The organism is Eggerthella sp., assembly GCF_048329335.1.
Classification (GTDB): domain Bacteria; phylum Actinomycetota; class Coriobacteriia; order Coriobacteriales; family Eggerthellaceae; genus Eggerthella; species Eggerthella lenta.
Genome location: NZ_DBFEGU010000053.1, coordinates 1 through 15,250, shown reverse-complemented (window position 1 = coordinate 15,250; position 15,250 = coordinate 1). Strand labels below are relative to the sequence as shown.

Genomic DNA, 15,250 nt, shown 5'->3' with positions numbered 1-15,250 from the left:
GTTTCGAATCGTTTAAATAAGCGCAACCATCGCAATTCGGTCTTTATAATGAGCCTAGTATGAATACACGTGAATGGAGGTCCGCCAAGATGAGTTACGTCGATAACGTCATCGAGCAGGTCAAGGAAAAGAACCCGAACGAGCCGGAGTTCATCCAGGCCGTCACCGAGGTGCTCACATCCCTGAAGCCGGTCATCGAGTCCAACCCCGCCTACGAGAAGGCCGGACTGCTCGAGCGCATCGTCGAGCCGGAGCGCGCGATCATGTTCCGCGTGCCCTGGGTGGACGACGAGGGCAACGTGCACGTGAACCGCGGCTACCGCGTGCAGTTCAACAGCTGCCTCGGGCCCTACAAGGGCGGCCTGCGCCTGCATCCGTCGGTGAACCTCGGCATCATCAAGTTCCTGGGCTTCGAGCAGATCTTCAAGAACAGCCTGACCACGCTGCCCATGGGCGGCGGCAAGGGCGGCTGCGACTTCGACCCCAAGGGCAAGTCCGACATGGAGATCATGCGCTTCTGCCAGAGCTTCATGACCGAGCTGTTCCGCCACATCGGCGCCGACACCGACGTGCCGGCCGGCGACATCGGCACGGGCGCGCGCGAGGTGGGCTTCATGTTCGGCCAGTACAAGCGCATCAAGAACGTGTGGGAAGGCGTGCTCACGGGCAAGGGCCTGTCCTACGGCGGCTCGCTGGCCCGCACCGAGGCCACCGGCTACGGCCTGATCTACTTCGTGCAGGAGTACCTCAACTGCCACGACGACAGCTTCGAAGGCAAGACCGTCGCCGTTTCCGGCTCGGGCAACGTGGCCATCTACGCCACGCAGAAGGCCCAGCAGCTGGGCGCGAAGGTGGTCACCATGTCGGACTCCACCGGCTGGATCCACGACCCGGCGGGCATCGACCTCGACCTCGTGAAGCAGATCAAGGAAGTGGAGCGCGGCCGCATCTCCGAGTACGCCGCGCGCAAGGAAGGCGTCGAGTACCACGAGGGTCGCGGCGTGTGGAGCGTGCCCGTGGACATCGCCCTGCCCTGCGCCACGCAGAACGAGCTGCTGATCGAGGATGCGAAGCAGCTCGTGGCCAACGGCTGCAAGATCGTGGCCGAAGGCGCGAACATGCCCACGACGATGGACGCCACCGACTACCTGATGGACAACGGCGTGGTGTTCTGCCCGGGCAAGGCGGCGAACGCAGGCGGCGTGGCCACCTCCGGCCTGGAGATGTCCCAGAACTCCGAGCGCCTGTCCTGGACGTTCGAGGAAGTGGACAGCAAGCTGCAGGGCATCATGAAGAACATCTACCATGCAGCCGACGACGCTGCCAAGGAGTACGGCCACGAGGGCAACTACGTCATGGGCGCCAATATCGCGGGCTTCAAGAAGCTCGCCGACGCCATGATGGCCCAGGGCATCGTGTAGTCGCGGCAGCTCGGAAAGCATCGCGCGCGGAAACGGGTCTCGTCCTCAGGACGGGGCCCGTTCTTTTTGCCATGCAACGCGCAGGACGAACTCGGCCGTCGCCCGCTTACCGATCGGGCCGATCGCGCTCCAGCAGCGACACCGTACGTTCGACGAGCGCGACGGGATCGTCGCCGTCCTCCGGGAAGCGCACGGCGGCCGACCGAACCGCGCAGAACGTCTTCCTGCCGTCGATGCGCACCTTCCACAGCAACGCCAGCTCGAGAGCGCGCATGAGATCGACGAGCGAACCACGATCGACGTAATCGCGGATGACGATCGCGAAGCAGCCCGCGCTCACGCGTGCAGCCACGTGCTGAACCTGGATCACCTCGTCGATCTCGCCTTTCACGCTTTCCAGATACGAACGGCGGGCCTCCGGTCCCAACGACAGCGCCGCATGCTCGAAACCGTCCACCATAAGACAGACGATCGTCAACGGAACGGCCTCATCACGGCAGGCGGAGCGTTCGAGCTCGTCGACGAACGCGCGATAGGCGAGCAACCCCGTCTCGTCGTCGCGACGCACGGCTTCGGCATGAAACCGACGCGCACGTCGAAGGGCGAGCAAGGCGAAGGCCAGTCCGAAGATCAGCGCCTCGACCACGATCACGCCCACGGCCAGGAAGATGGACCATTCCCGGGGAATCCAACCCTGCTCGGGCATAATGGACAGCGTCCATTGCGTGGGCATGTTGAACGTCGACTTCGCCGCATGGGAGAAATCGTGCGAGCCACCCGAAGCGGCGATCACGTCCTTGCTGCCATCCTGAGGGCTGACCGACCATAGCTCGTACAGATACCCCGCTTCCTCAAGGGAGGCGAAGTCGAGCTGTTCGAGCACGTAAGACTCCTTGACGCCCACCACCGCCTCGCCGTAGTACGAACCGCCCACGTTCACCGGCCTGACGAACAGGAAGACGTTCTCGCCGCTCGACAGCTCGACCGAACTCTCCACCACGAAGCCGTCGGTCCACTTGGCCAGCGTGTACACGTACGAGAACGAGGCGAGATCGTCGCCGACGGTATCCCCGAACTCCTCCTCGGGATAGGCGTAGGCCATCGTGTCGCCGCGCACGTAGGCGACGTAGGACACTTCCTCGCGCTCGAGCAGCTCGCCCGCCACGCGAGGGAACCAGGCTTCGTCGTCCGGATCGACCTCGAAGGCGGCCGCGAGGTCGTCGACCGGGCTCACTTCGTCGTAGAGTTTCGTAACCATGGCCTGCTGGAAATAGTTCAGCAGATTCAGGGCGTCGCGCTGGCGCATAGCGCCCATCTCTCCGTAGACGAAGGCGCCCAAAGAGCCTACCAGCGCAACGACGATCAACGCGAACCCGGCGAAGCCGATCGCGGTCGCCACATTGCGGCGTCTCACTGCGCATCCTCTTCGCCGAACACGAAATACCCTTCCTTACCATGCTGCTTGACGCTATACAGAGCGTTGTCGGCCTGCCCCAAAAGCGCATCGGCGTCGGAAACCCGGTCCCACACGGCCGCGCCGATGCTGCAATGCACCGAGACCACCGCGTCGCCCACCTGGATGTCCACATGAAGGTCGCCCACCATCTCGTCGAGCACGGCGTGCAGCTCGCCTTCGTCGTCGATGTCGGTCATGAGCATCACGAACTCGTCGCCGCCGTAACGTCCCACCATGCCATCGTAGCGCCGCTCGTAGCCGCGCAGGGCGTAGCCGATGGATTTCAAAGCCGCGTCGCCGGTCGCATGGCCGTACGTGTCGTTGATCGTCTTGAAGTCGTCGAGGTCGATGAAGCACAGGACGTACAGGGATCCGCTGTCCCGCGCGTTCTCGAGCGCACTCGCCAGCTTGCTGGAGAACACCGAGCGCGTGACGGTGCCGGTCAGCCCGTCGGACAGGCCCGACGAGGTGAGCTCGAGGATGTCGGCGATGTCGGCTTCAGCCGATCGCCCATCGTCGTACACTTTCCTCTGCAGCTCCTCGACGGACTTCTCAAGCATGCGGGCGTTTTCCATTTGACACATGAAATCGCGACGAAGCAACAGGAACACGCCCGCGACGATCGCCAAACCGGCGGCGATCAGCGGAGCGAGCGCGGCCATGACCTTGGTGTACGCGTCCCAGAAGCTCGTCACGCATACGGCGTCCCATGCGGTATCGGCGATAGGAACGGCCGTGTAGTATCGTACATCCAATCCGTCTACGGTCCAGAAGGACACCGGGTTGAGCGCCATCAGCTCCCGCTCCACGACATCGGCGGTCATACCGAACGCGATGCTGCTGCGAAGCGGGTCGAGGAACATGTCGTCGTACACGAAACCCGACGTGGCCGACATCGTCTGGCCCCGGCTTCCGATGAGCACCGATCCCACATCGGGGCCGACGGCGCTCTCGGCGAGGATGCGCACCATATCGTCGAAGTACAGCGAGACGAACAACGATCCCGTCATCTCCCCGCCGTCGAAGAGGGGCGCGAGCACGACGTAGTTGAGCGTCACGCCGTCGGCGCCGGCCGCGAAGCTGTCGGTGACCAAGCTCTGACCCGTGGAATAGCATTTCTGCATGAAATCGCGGCTGGCGAGGCTCGCCGATCCTGTCACGTCCCACACGTTCATCTCGTCATCGACGTAGCATAGCAGGAAGTAGCCGAAATGCTCGTTCACCTGGTCGAGCATCGTCACTTTGTCCATGACCGGGACGGAGCGATCGTACAGCGTCGGCTGCTCGGCCAACGATTCCAGCAGCTTGAAAGACTCCGCGACGCTCAACTCGATGCGCGCCTTGGCGTTCGTCAGCGATACGTCGGCCTGATCGCGCATATCCCGCACGGCCAGAACCGCGCCCATCACGGCGGATGCGATAAGCAGCGCCAACGCGAGCGCGACTCCGTACAAGGCCATGCGCCGGAACGAGAACCGCGTTGTTCTCAGGTTTTTGCCTGCTGTTTTCGCCATTACGTCGTCTTTCTCATGCGCGCCGATGGTGGCATCATAACATACGCCTTCTTCTTCGAGGCATGAGCGAAGATCGGAATGCCCGCTCCGCCGGGATTATTCGAAAGCGCATCGTCCAAGCGAGACCGTCCGCATTCAGAAATCTCGGCCGGTTCGCGCCGAGGAAGCCCATCTGGCTGCATCCCAAATCGACACACAACGCACGGAGGCCCCGGCGATCGCCGGGGCCTCCGAATCATGCGCATCGTGGAAGCGAAGCTCTTAGAACATCCCCTGGAGCATGATGAACAACGGGGCGAACGTCAAAGAGACGATGGTCATGAGGTTGATGAGGATGTTCATGGACGGGCCGGAGGTATCCTTGAACGGATCGCCCACGGTATCGCCCACGACAGCCGCCTTGTGGGCCTCGGAGCCCTTGCCGCCATGATGACCCTGCTCGATGTACTTCTTCGCGTTGTCCCACGCGCCGCCGGCGTTGGACATGAAGATGGCCATGAGCATGCCGGTGGCGACGGCGCCCGCAAGGAAGCCGCCCAGCATGGCCGGGTTGAAGCAGCCGATGAGAACCGGCACCACGATGGCGAGGCAGCCCGGAAGCATCATCTCGCGCAGGGCGGAAGAGGTGGAGATGGCCACGCACTTGTCGTACTCGGGCTCGGCCTTGTACTCCATGATGCCCTTGATCTCGCGGAACTGGCGGCGCACTTCCTCGACCATGGCATGGGCCGCACGGGACACGGCGCCCATGGTGAGTGCCGCGAACATGAACGGCATCATGGCGCCGATGAAGATGCCGGCCACGATCAGCGGGTCGGTGAGCGTCAGCGCGAAGTCGGGGATGGAATGGTGCATCGTGGCCTGGTAGGACACGAACAGCGAGATGGCCGACAGGCCCGCGGACGCGATGGCGAAGCCCTTCGCGATGGCGGCCGTCGTGTTGCCCACGGCGTCGAGGGCGTCGGTGCGGTCGCGCACCTCTTCGGGCAGGCCCGCCATCTCGGCGATGCCGCCCGCGTTGTCGGCAACGGGGCCGTACGCGTCCACGCCGATGGTGATGGCGGTGTTGGAGAGCATGCCGGTGGCGGCCAGGCCGACGCCGAACAGGCCCACGGCGATGCCGCCGTCGGCAGCGGCGTTCGGGAACGCCATGTTGCCGAAGGTGTACGCGCCGATGATAGCGAGCGCCACCAGCACGATGGGAGCGATGGTGGACAGCATGCCCGTGCCGATGCCCTCGATGATGACCGTGGCAGCGCCGGTATCGGCGGCGTCGGCGATCTTATGCACGGGCTTGTACTTGTCGGAGCAGAAGTACTCGGTGATCTTGCCGATGGCAAGGCCGGCGACGAGGCCGCACAGCACCGAGCCGAACAGCCACAGCGGCTGAGCCTCGACCGACTGGGAGTTCCAGATGAAGAACAGGCAGAAGATCACGACGATCTCGATGCCGGCGGCCACGTACGTGCCGCGGTTGAGAGCCTTGTGCAGCGCGGCGCCTTCCTTGGCGCGCACGGCGAACAGGCCGATGATGGACGTGAGGATGCCGCAGCCCGCGATGATGACGGGGGTGACCAGCGCCCACACCAGGTCGCCCGTGGCGAAGTAGCCGCCCAGCGCGCCGAACGTTGCCGCAAGGATGGTGGGAGCCAGGATGGCACCGGTGTAGGACTCGAACAGGTCGGCGCCCATGCCCGCGACGTCGCCCACATTGTCGCCCACGTTGTCGGCGATGGTGGCCGGGTTGCGCGGGTCGTCCTCCGGAATGCCCGCTTCGACCTTGCCCACGAGGTCGGCTCCCACGTCGGCCGCCTTCGTGTAGATGCCGCCGCCCACACGGGCGAACAGAGCCACAGCCGAAGCACCGGTGGCGAAGCCCTCCACCATGCCGATGTTCTCATGCATCTGCGCGACTTCGACGATGTCGATGCCGAACACCAGCAAGAGCAGCCACAGCGACAGGCCCAGCAGCGCGAACGAAGCAACGCACAGGCCCATGGTCAGGCCGGACTTGAAGCTGACGTTCAAAGCCTTGGCAACCGACTGCTCGGCGGCATGCGCCGTGCGCGTGTTGGCGCGCGTGGCGACGTGCATGCCGGCGTAGCCCGCGGCAGCCGACATCACGCCGCCCGTGGCGAACGCGAGCGCCGTGATGGGCGACAGGGCGACCGCCATGATGATGCCGACGACCACCATGAAGATGACGAGCAGCTTGTACTCGCTCATGAGGAACGCCTTGGCGCCCTGCTGGATCTTGATGGAGATGCTGTTCATCTTGTCCGGACCCGGATCCTGCTTCAGAACCCAGGAACCGAGGTAGGCCGCCATGCAAATGCCGATCAGGGCACACACGGGAGCCATCCATGCGACTGCAGTAGTCACGTGTCTCCTCCTTTTTCCGTTCCAATACAATAGTGCGACCTTTTCGCCGGGCATTCTAAGCGGGAAAGTCGCACGCAACTGCACTATTGTATGATATTTGCAGATAATGTGAAGTCGAAATCACGGTTTTTTGTCAGTTGGGTCGAATCGCCCGGTCAGCGCCAAGAACTTTTACAACCGTTGGCGGATCGGAATGCGCGATCGAGCCCAAACCGCTATCATGCACTTCTTACCCTTGTTTACGAACACGTTACGATTGCATATATAGGAGTATCTATGACCGTACGTCGGCGCCTCGAAACGGCGCTCGCCTCGGCCGCTGCGCTTCTTTCCAACCTGCGCGCTCGCCTGTCCCCCGCGCCCTGCGACCTCGTCGGTGCGGTTCTGTGCGCCTTAGCGGCGCTGTTCCTGATTCTGTACGCCGCCAGCGGCTTCTCCGACGCGCCCTGGTTCGCCGTGGCGGGCGCTGCGGCCGTGCTGCTGGGCTGCGGCTGCGCGCTGCTGCTGCGCGGCCGGCGTTCCCAGCGGGCCTTGGAGCGCTGTCGCCTTGCCCGCCCCATCGTGCTGCTGCTAGCGGTTCCCATAGGATTCTACCTTCTGGAGCGTCCCTGGAACGATCAGCTGCTCGCCATGGATCCGTTCTACGCCGCGGTGAACCTGTGCGTTCTGGGCGCGCTGTTCGCCATCGTGTACGCGGCCGGGCAGCGCACCCGCGGCGCCGTCGTCGCATTCTTGGCCGCCTGCCTCCTCGCCGGTACGGCGAACCACTTCGTCATCCTGTTCAAGGGCCAGCCCATCGTGCCCGCCGACGTGTTCGCCCTGTCGACGGCGGCCTCGGTGGGTGCGGGCTACACGTTCGCGCTCGACGCGCGCCTGCTGGAGGCCGCCTCCGTGTTCGCGATCGCCTCGACGGCCATCGCCTTCCTGCCGAAAGTGGCGGCCACTCCGCGTCGCGCGGTGGCGAACGGCGCGTGCGCTTTAGCGCTGGCAAGCTGCTTCGGCTGGTGGATAGGAACGTACGACATCGAGGAAGCCTACGCCTGCACGGTGGATGTGTGGGGCGTGAAGGAGTCGTACGCCGAGCAGGGATCGGCGTTGTGCTTCCTCAAACGCGTGCAGGATCTGAGCCCTGCACGCCCCGAAGGATACGATGCCGATGCCGTTTCGGACCTGCTGCGCTCGCTCTCAGACGATAGCGCGAGCATGCCGGACGGCGCCGAAGCCCCTACCGTCATCGCGATCATGAACGAGACGTTCTCCGACCTCTCGCGCTACCCGGGCTTGGCCGGCACCGACGCGCGTCCCGCCCACTACTACGATATCGCGGCCGAGGCGCTCGAAGCGGGCGACGCATACGCGTCGGCGCTTGGCGGGGGCACGTGCAACAGCGAGTTCGAGTTCCTCACGGGATCGAGCATGGGGCACCTCGGCGGCGGCGTGTACCCCTACGTGCTGTACGACCTTGACGGAACGGAGAGCCTCGTGTCGTACTTCTCGTCGCTCGGATACGCCACCCATGCCGTGCACCCCGCCGAGAGTACGAACTGGCGTCGCGACCGCGTGTACGAGCAGCTGGGCTTCGACGAGTTCGCCGACCAGCGGGCGTTCGCGGACGCCGACACGCTGCGCGGGCTCACCACCGACCGCGCCACCTACGACTACGTGCTCGACCTGCTGGAAGCCGACGAAGGCCCGCAGTTCGTGTTCGACGTGACGCTGCAGAACCACGGCGGCTACGACGTAGGAGGCCTGTCCGACGAGCTTGCGGTGAGCGTGCCCTTAGGCGACGGCAGCAGGTCGTCGGAGCTGGACGAGTACGCCAGCGTCATACGCCAGGCGGATCGCGACCTCGCCTACCTCGTGGATCGGTTGAACGCTCTCGACCGCCCCGTGGTGCTATGCTTTTTCGGCGACCACCAGCCGGGCTTCAGCGATTGGCTGTTCGAGGCGACCCACGACGGAGCTGCAGCAGACGACCTGGGGCTCGAGGCCGTGCAGGAGCGCTACACGGTGCCGTACCTCATCTGGGCGAACGACGCAGCCCGCGCGCAAGGCGCGCACGAGCCTCAGGGCGTCGCGCACGAGCGCACGAGCCTTAACTACCTGGGGTCGAGGCTCGTCGAGGCCGCAGGCCTGCCCACGACGAGCTATCAGCGCTTCCTGCTGGCCATGCGCGAAGCCGTCCCCGCCATCAATCTGAACGGATTCCTCACGGCCGACGGCATTTGGCACGGATTCGGCAACGAGGAGGCGGCAGGCGTGCTCGACGCGCTGCAAGCGTACGCAACCGTCCAGTACGACAACCTCTTCAACAAGGACTCGGCCTGGGCGGTGAAGTAAAGAGCTACAGGTTCTCGCGCACCCAGGCTATGTTGCCCTTCACGGTGGCTATCAACTCGTCCAGATCGTCGAACTTTCTCATAGGGCGCAGCCAATGGAGAAATTCCACCTTGACGGGCTTGCCGTAGAGATCGCCCGAGAAGTCCAGCAGATGCACCTCGCAGGTGGCGGTGGCGCGGTCGGCGAACGTGGCGGCCACGCCCACGTTCACGGCGGCTTTGTAGCGCACGCCGTCGACGTGCGCATAGGCGGCGTACACGCCGTCGCCCAGCGGCCGCATCTGATCGGGCACGACGAGGTTCGCGGTACGGAAGCCCATATCGGCTCCTTCCCCGCGACCCGGCTCCACGACGCCGGTCATGAAGTACGGGCGTCCCAGCAGACGGTTCGCCTCTTCAACGTCCCCGCCGGCCAACAGCAGGCGGATGCGCGTGGCCGTGATGGGCGCGCCGTCGTCGCTCTTCAGGTCGTGCGCCTGCACGCTGGTGCCGCCCACGGCCGCCCACGAGTCGAGGTCGCGCACCGTACCCGCTGCCCGCGCGCCGAACTTGAAGTCGTAGCCCACGTGCAGGAAAGACGGAACGGTGCCGTCGAAGGTCTGCACGAGGAACTCCTCGGGAGACGAGGCGGCGAAATCGCGGGTGAACGGCAGCACCGCGACGACGTCGACGCCGCTGTCCGCGAGCATGCGCACGCGCTCCTCGTTCGTCATGAGCTTCTTGAGCCGCGTTGGATGGAACACCTCGTCCGGATCGATGTCGAACGTCAGCGCCACGCTGGCGCCGCCGGTTTCGGCCGCGGTGGAGCGGGCGCAGTCCAGCAGGTAGCGATGCCCCCGGTGCACGCCGTCGAACACGCCGAACGCGCACGACGTGCCCTTGAAGAACCCATGGTCGAACGATGCGTCGACCTTATATATCTCTGCCACGAGACACCCCCGTTTGAAACACGCAGCGCGTCTCGAACCGAGCGCGCCCCTCGTCGTACGCGTACAGCGCGACGAGCTTGTTGTCGGTCAGCACGGCCACGAGCTCGCCGTCGCGCGGCGGCTCGCAGCTTTCGCGCACGCCCGCGGTGCAGGCGCACATCTCGATGGCGGACGTCGTCCTCCTGCGCTCGAACAGCGGAAGCTCCGCAGCCGGAAGCTGCGCCCCGTTCGCCACCTTCTTCGCCAGATCGCCCTGCGCATAGGAGAACCGCACGCCCAGCAGGCGCACCGGATCGAGCGCAGCGCGGTCCTTGAGGTCGGCCAAGGTCTCCAGGCTCACGCACTCTTCAAGCGTGAGCAGCCCCAGCTCCGTGCGCTCGAGCGCGGCCACGTGCGCCGGGCATCCCAGCGCCACGCCCGCGTCGCGTGCGAGCGAGCGGATGTAGGTTCCCTTCGACACCTCGAACGACACGTTCCACGAGGGAAGCTCTTCCCCGTCCCCTTCGTGCACACCTAGCAACCGCGCGTCGTACACCTCGATGTCGCGCGGCGCGAGGTCGATGATGTTGCCGGCGCGCGCGGCCTCGTAGGACTTCTTCCCGTTCACCTTGATGGCCGAGTACGCCGGCGGCATCTGCTTGCGTCTGCCCACGAGGCTCGCCACGAATGCGGCAGCGAACTCCGGATCCAGCACGCGGTCGGGCACCTCGCCCGTGCGCACCACCGTTCCCGCCGCATCGTCGGTGTCGGTGCCCGCACCGAACGCGATGGACACGCGATAGCGCTTGTCGTGCCCGGTCAGATACGCGCCCAGACGCGTCGCCGGACCCACGCAGATGGGAAGCACGCCGGTAGCCATCGGATCGAGCGTACCCGTGTGCCCGACGCGACGTTCTCCGAAGATGGAGCGACAGCGGTTCACCACGTCATGGGAGCTCATGCCGGCAGGCTTGTTCACCCCGACGACCAGCGACAGCCCCGATAGCCCCCGTTTCACGCGCGGCACGCCCCCTCCTCATCCAAGGCGAACGTCGCGGCAAGCGCCTCGTCGACCAAGCGACGAGCCTCGTCGAGGGTGCAGGAAAGCGTGAACCCAGCCGCCGCCACATGCCCTCCCCCGCCGAACGAGCGCGCGACGGCCGCCACGTCGGTGTCGTCCTTGGCGCGCAGGCTGCCGCGCACCACGTCGCCCTGCTCGCGCAGCATGCAGGCCACGCGCACGCCCGCAACCGAGCGCAGCGCGTCGATGATGGGCTCGGCGTCCGCCTTGACCGCGCCCGTTGCCTCGAAGTCGTCGCAGGAAAGCCAGCTCAACGCATAGGCTCCACCCGCGCCGAACGTCATGCGCTCGACAGCTATGCCCTCGAGCCGCACGGACGGCAGCGTCCGGTTCTGGAAGATGGCGCGCGACACCGACGCCGGGTCGGCGCCCGCCTCCACCATCTCGGATGCGGCGCGCATGGCAGCCGCATCGGTGTTCTGGTACTGGAAGCGCCCCGTGTCGGTGACGAGGCCCGTGTAGCAGCACTGCGCCACGTCGCCGGCGCGTTCCGCGCCCAACAGGCCCGCGAGCTCCCACACGAGCATCGTGGTGGAGGCGGCGTCGGGATCGACGTATACGAGGTCGGTCATAGTGGAGTCCACCGCATGGTGGTCGACCGTAACCGTCAGATCGCAGCCCTCGAGCAGCGCGGCGGCCGCCTCTCCGATGCGTTCGCGAGTGGGGACGTCCACCGCGACGAACGTGCGGGCGATGCCGTCGAACGAAGCCGCCGGAACCAGCTCGGCCGCGCCCGGCAGGAAGCCAAGACGCTCGTCGATGGGCTCGTCTTTCGCGAGCAAGCAGGTCACACGCTTGCCGAGACCCTTGAGCGCCGCCGCCAAACCGAGCTGGGAGCCCAGGCAGTCGCCGTCAGGGCTCACATGCCCGCAGATGATGAAGTCGTCGCGCGACCTCAGCGCTTCGGCTATAGCGCCGAGGTCGGTGTTCGTCTGGGGCGTGACCGCCATGGAGCCTCCCTATTCGCCTTCGGATGCCTGCTGAGCCTGTGCCTCGCGGTCGGCCATGATATCGGCGTCGGCCGGCACGTCGCTGTCGGTGGGAGCCGCCACCTTGTTGCGCGCCGCGTCGCGCTCGAGAGCCGAAGCGATGCGCTCCGCCTCGTCCACGCTCTTGTCCAGCAAAAAGCGCAGCTCCGGCGCGATGCGCCACGACAGCTTCCGCGCCATGAGCGAGCGGATACGGCCGGACGCCTTCTGGAACGCCGCCGCCACGTCCTCGTAGCGATCGGGCTCAGTGGTGTAGAACACGTTGCACACGCTGCGGTCGTAGCTGACCTCGCATCCGGTGATGGTGACCAACTCCAGACGGGGATCGGATATCTCGAACAGCAGGATTCCCGCGATAACCTCGCGCGCCTGCTCGTTGACCTTGCGGTTCGATGAACTCTGTTTCATGATGCGTCTCCTTACCGATAAAGGCGAACCTTGCAGGTGGAACAAAGGGCTTCTAGCTAACCGAGTGACCTCGGCAGCCGCCGATCAGCCCCGAAGTTCAGCATATCGCGAGGCGATTTCCCCGAAAAGCGCAACGCCGCCACGGTAACCACAAGGTTGCCATAGCGGCGTTGCGGGGTGGTGCCCACTAAGCGAGTTCCGCACGAGCCGGACAGCCCTGCGGGCTGTCCGAGCGAGCAGGACTGTCTGAGCGACTGGGCATTACCCCGCGACGCCGCGGCGCAGGTTCATCTTCTTACTCGGTGCGCTCGACTTCCTTCACGGTGTAACCTTCGATGTGGTCGCCGATCTTGAGGTCCTGGAACTTCTCGATGCCGATGCCGCACTCGTAGCCCTGCTTCACGGACTTCACATCGTCCTTGAAGCGGCGCAGCGATTCCATGACGCCCTCGAAGATGATGGTGCCGTCGCGGACGATGCGCACCTTGTCGTCGCGATGGATCTCGCCTTCCACGATGTAACAGCCGGCGATCGTACCCACCTTCGGCACCTTGAACGTCTCGCGCACCTCGGCGATGCCGGTGTCCTCCTCCACGATGTCGGGGGACAGAAGGCCCACGCGAGCCGCGTTGATCTCCTCGATGGCCTGGTAGATGATCCTGTACAGACGGATGTCCACCTTCTCCTTCTCGGCCTGCTGCTTCGACTTGCCCGTGGGGCGCACGTTGAAGCCGATGATGATGGCGTCGGAAGCGGAGGCCAGCGTGACGTCGGTCTCGGTGATGCCGCCCACGGCCGAGTGCACGATGTTGATGCGCACCTCGGACTGGTCCATCTTCTCGAACGCGTCGCGCAGCGCTTCGATGGAGCCCTGCACGTCGGCCTTCACGATGAGGTTCAGGTCGGTCTGCTTGCCCTCCTCGATGCGGTTGAACAGGTCGTCCAGGCTCATGTGGCTCTTGGATTCCTGCTCGGCCAGGCGGGCGCGCAGCGCGCGTTCCTCGGCCAGCTTGCGGGCGTCGCGCTCGTCCTCGAACACGCGGAACTCGTCGCCGGCGGTGGGCACGCTGTTCAGGCCCAAGATCTCCACCGGATCGGCGGGACCGGCCGAATCGACGTGCTTGCCATGCGGATCCACCAGCGCGCGGACACGGCCGTACGAGGTGCCGGCCACCACGACGTCGCCCGGGTGCAGCGTGCCGCGCTGCACGAGCACGGTGGCCACGGGACCGCGGCCCTTGTCGAGGTTCGCCTCGATGACGAAGCCGGAGGCCTCGGCGTCGGGGTTGGCCTTGAGCTCCAGCACGTCGGCCTGGAGGATGATCGTCTCCAGCACGTCGTCGATGTGCAGGCGCTGCTTGGCCGACACCTCCACGAACATGTTGGTGCCGCCCCACTCCTCGGGAATGACGCCGTACTCCACCAGCTCCTGACGCACGCGGTCGGGATTCGCGCCCGGCTTGTCGATCTTGTTGACGGCCACCACGATGGGCACCTCGGCCGCCTTCGCGTGGTTGATGGCCTCGATGGTCTGCGGCATGACGCCGTCGTCGGCGGCCACCACCAGCACGATAACGTCGGTGACCTGGGCGCCGCGGGCGCGCATGGCCGTGAACGCCTCGTGGCCCGGCGTGTCGATGAACGTGATCTGCTTGCCGTCGATCTCCACCACCGACGCGCCGATATGCTGGGTGATGCCGCCGGCCTCGCTGGCCACGACGCCCGTGTCGCGGATGGCGTCCAGAAGCGACGTCTTGCCGTGGTCGACGTGGCCCATGACGGTGACCACGGGCGGGCGGGGCTTGAGGTCCTCGTCCTTGTCGTGGTACACCACCGCATACTCCTCCTCCGGAGACACGACGCGCACCTTGCGGCCCATGTCGTCGGCGATGAGCTCGACCAGCTCGTCGCTCATGGACTGCGTCAGGGTGAGCACCTGACCCAGCATGAACAGGCGCTTGATGATGTCGTTGGGCTGCACGCCCAGGATCTCGGCGAATTTCGCCACCGTGGCTCCCTGGGGGATCTCCACGACGGAATCGTCGAGCACCAGCGTGGGATCGAGGCCCTTCTCGATGGCCTCCAGCTCCATGCGCTCGCGGTTCTCGGCCTCGCGCTTCTCCTTGCGCTTCTTACGGCGGCCTTCGCCCTCATGCGTGGACGCGGCGGCGACGGCGGCACGAGCCTCTGCCAGCACCTTGTCGCGCTGCAGCTTCTCGGCCTGCACGGCCATCTGCGCGTAGCGGTCCTCGGGCTGGGCTGCCTGCTGCTCGAGCTCGGGCACGATCTGCTCGACGTGCCCGCCCCGCTTGCCCTTCTTGGCCGGACGCTCGGGCTTGGAGCCCTTGCGCGCGGCGTCGCGGGCGGCGGGAGCAGCCTGCTTCTGCGCCTCGATGCGCTGCTTCTCGGCCTCGATCTGCGACAGCAGCGAGTCGAACGCAGGCTTCTTGGCGCCCAGCACCGGCGCGGGCCTCTTCGGCGCCGACGCGCTCGAAGCGCTCTTGGAGCCCTTCGCGTTGCGGTTGCGCAGCGCCTCTTCCACCGCCTGCTTCTTGGCCACCTCTGCAGCCATCTTGGCCTGGCGGGCGCGGGCGCGGGCCTCGGCAGCCTCGCGGGCCACGCGTTCCTTCTCGCTCTCGATCTGGCTCGCCAGGCTCTCGAACGGCGAGGAAACGGGCGCCTTCTTCGGGCCGCCTTCTCCGTCGGCGCCCTGCGCGCGCCCGTCGTCGGACGAGCCTTCGGCTCGCTGGGC

General features: G+C 65.7%; 10 protein-coding genes. 2 read left to right on the top strand and 8 right to left on the bottom strand.

Annotation, left to right across the window (positions count from 1 at the left end; genetic code table 11):
- Positions 1 to 89 precede the first annotated feature (89 nt).
- The gene (gene gdhA, locus ACMO6A_RS01865; protein WP_114550447.1) at positions 90 to 1,421 is read left to right on the top strand and encodes an NADP-specific glutamate dehydrogenase; all 1,332 of its coding nucleotides are present in this window, start codon (positions 90 to 92) and stop codon (positions 1,419 to 1,421) included.
- Between the two features lie 106 nt (positions 1,422 to 1,527).
- Here the strand turns inward: gdhA and ACMO6A_RS01860 are convergent, their stop codons facing one another.
- The 3 genes from ACMO6A_RS01860 to ACMO6A_RS01850 form a co-directional block, all read right to left on the bottom strand.
- Positions 1,528 to 2,835, bottom strand: coding sequence for a GGDEF domain-containing protein (locus tag ACMO6A_RS01860; protein ID WP_114550957.1), 1,308 nt, complete (start codon positions 2,833 to 2,835; stop codon positions 1,528 to 1,530).
- Positions 2,832 to 4,391, bottom strand: a complete 1,560-nt coding sequence (locus ACMO6A_RS01855; protein WP_195493640.1) for a sensor domain-containing diguanylate cyclase — start codon at positions 4,389 to 4,391, stop codon at positions 2,832 to 2,834. The genes ACMO6A_RS01860 and ACMO6A_RS01855 overlap by 4 nt, the downstream gene beginning before the upstream one ends.
- Before the next feature lie 261 nt (positions 4,392 to 4,652).
- Positions 4,653 to 6,752, bottom strand: a complete 2,100-nt coding sequence (locus ACMO6A_RS01850) for a sodium-translocating pyrophosphatase (RefSeq protein WP_195493653.1) — start codon at positions 6,750 to 6,752, stop codon at positions 4,653 to 4,655.
- Between the two features lie 297 nt (positions 6,753 to 7,049).
- Here ACMO6A_RS01850 and ACMO6A_RS01845 point away from each other — a divergent pair, with 297 nt between their 5' ends.
- Positions 7,050 to 9,113 carry an LTA synthase family protein gene (locus tag ACMO6A_RS01845; RefSeq protein WP_021410716.1) on the top strand — a complete coding sequence of 688 codons (2,064 nt, stop codon included), beginning with the start codon at positions 7,050 to 7,052 and terminating at the stop codon, positions 9,111 to 9,113.
- A gap of 4 nt (positions 9,114 to 9,117) precedes the next feature.
- Here ACMO6A_RS01845 and ribF read toward each other — a convergent pair whose 3' ends face one another.
- The 5 genes from ribF to infB all read right to left on the bottom strand — a co-directional run.
- Entirely contained in the window at positions 9,118 to 10,041 is a 924-nt protein-coding gene (gene ribF, locus ACMO6A_RS01840; RefSeq protein ID WP_021410712.1) for a riboflavin biosynthesis protein RibF, read from the bottom strand.
- Positions 10,025 to 11,047, bottom strand: a complete 1,023-nt coding sequence (gene truB / locus ACMO6A_RS01835) for a tRNA pseudouridine(55) synthase TruB (RefSeq protein ID WP_195493639.1) — start codon at positions 11,045 to 11,047, stop codon at positions 10,025 to 10,027. Before truB ends, ribF begins: the two co-directional genes overlap by 17 nt.
- Positions 11,035 to 12,051, bottom strand: a complete 1,017-nt coding sequence (locus ACMO6A_RS01830) for a DHH family phosphoesterase (protein ID WP_021410722.1) — start codon at positions 12,049 to 12,051, stop codon at positions 11,035 to 11,037. The genes truB and ACMO6A_RS01830 overlap by 13 nt, the downstream gene beginning before the upstream one ends.
- 9 nt (positions 12,052 to 12,060) lie before the next feature.
- Positions 12,061 to 12,498 (bottom strand): 30S ribosome-binding factor RbfA, encoded by a 438-nt coding sequence (gene rbfA, locus ACMO6A_RS01825; RefSeq protein ID WP_009307206.1) that lies wholly within the window; start codon positions 12,496 to 12,498, stop codon positions 12,061 to 12,063.
- Between the two features lie 295 nt (positions 12,499 to 12,793).
- The coding region (infB, locus tag ACMO6A_RS01820; RefSeq protein ID WP_418470695.1) for a translation initiation factor IF-2 at positions 12,794 to 15,250 on the bottom strand (2,457 nt) is incomplete at its 5' end.

Excerpts from the sequence above, each read along its gene's own strand:
- ACMO6A_RS01845 (WP_021410716.1), top strand. The coding sequence starts at position 7,050 with ATGACCGTACGTCGGCGCCTCGAAACGGCGCTCGCCTCGGCCGCTGCG.
- ACMO6A_RS01850 (WP_195493653.1), bottom strand. The coding sequence starts at position 6,752 with ATGGCTCCCGTGTGTGCCCTGATCGGCATTTGCATGGCGGCCTACCTC.
- rbfA (WP_009307206.1), bottom strand. The coding sequence starts at position 12,498 with ATGAAACAGAGTTCATCGAACCGCAAGGTCAACGAGCAGGCGCGCGAG.
- gdhA (WP_114550447.1), top strand. The coding sequence starts at position 90 with ATGAGTTACGTCGATAACGTCATCGAGCAGGTCAAGGAAAAGAACCCG.
- ACMO6A_RS01855 (WP_195493640.1), bottom strand. The coding sequence starts at position 4,391 with ATGGCGAAAACAGCAGGCAAAAACCTGAGAACAACGCGGTTCTCGTTC.
- ACMO6A_RS01830 (WP_021410722.1), bottom strand. The coding sequence starts at position 12,051 with ATGGCGGTCACGCCCCAGACGAACACCGACCTCGGCGCTATAGCCGAA.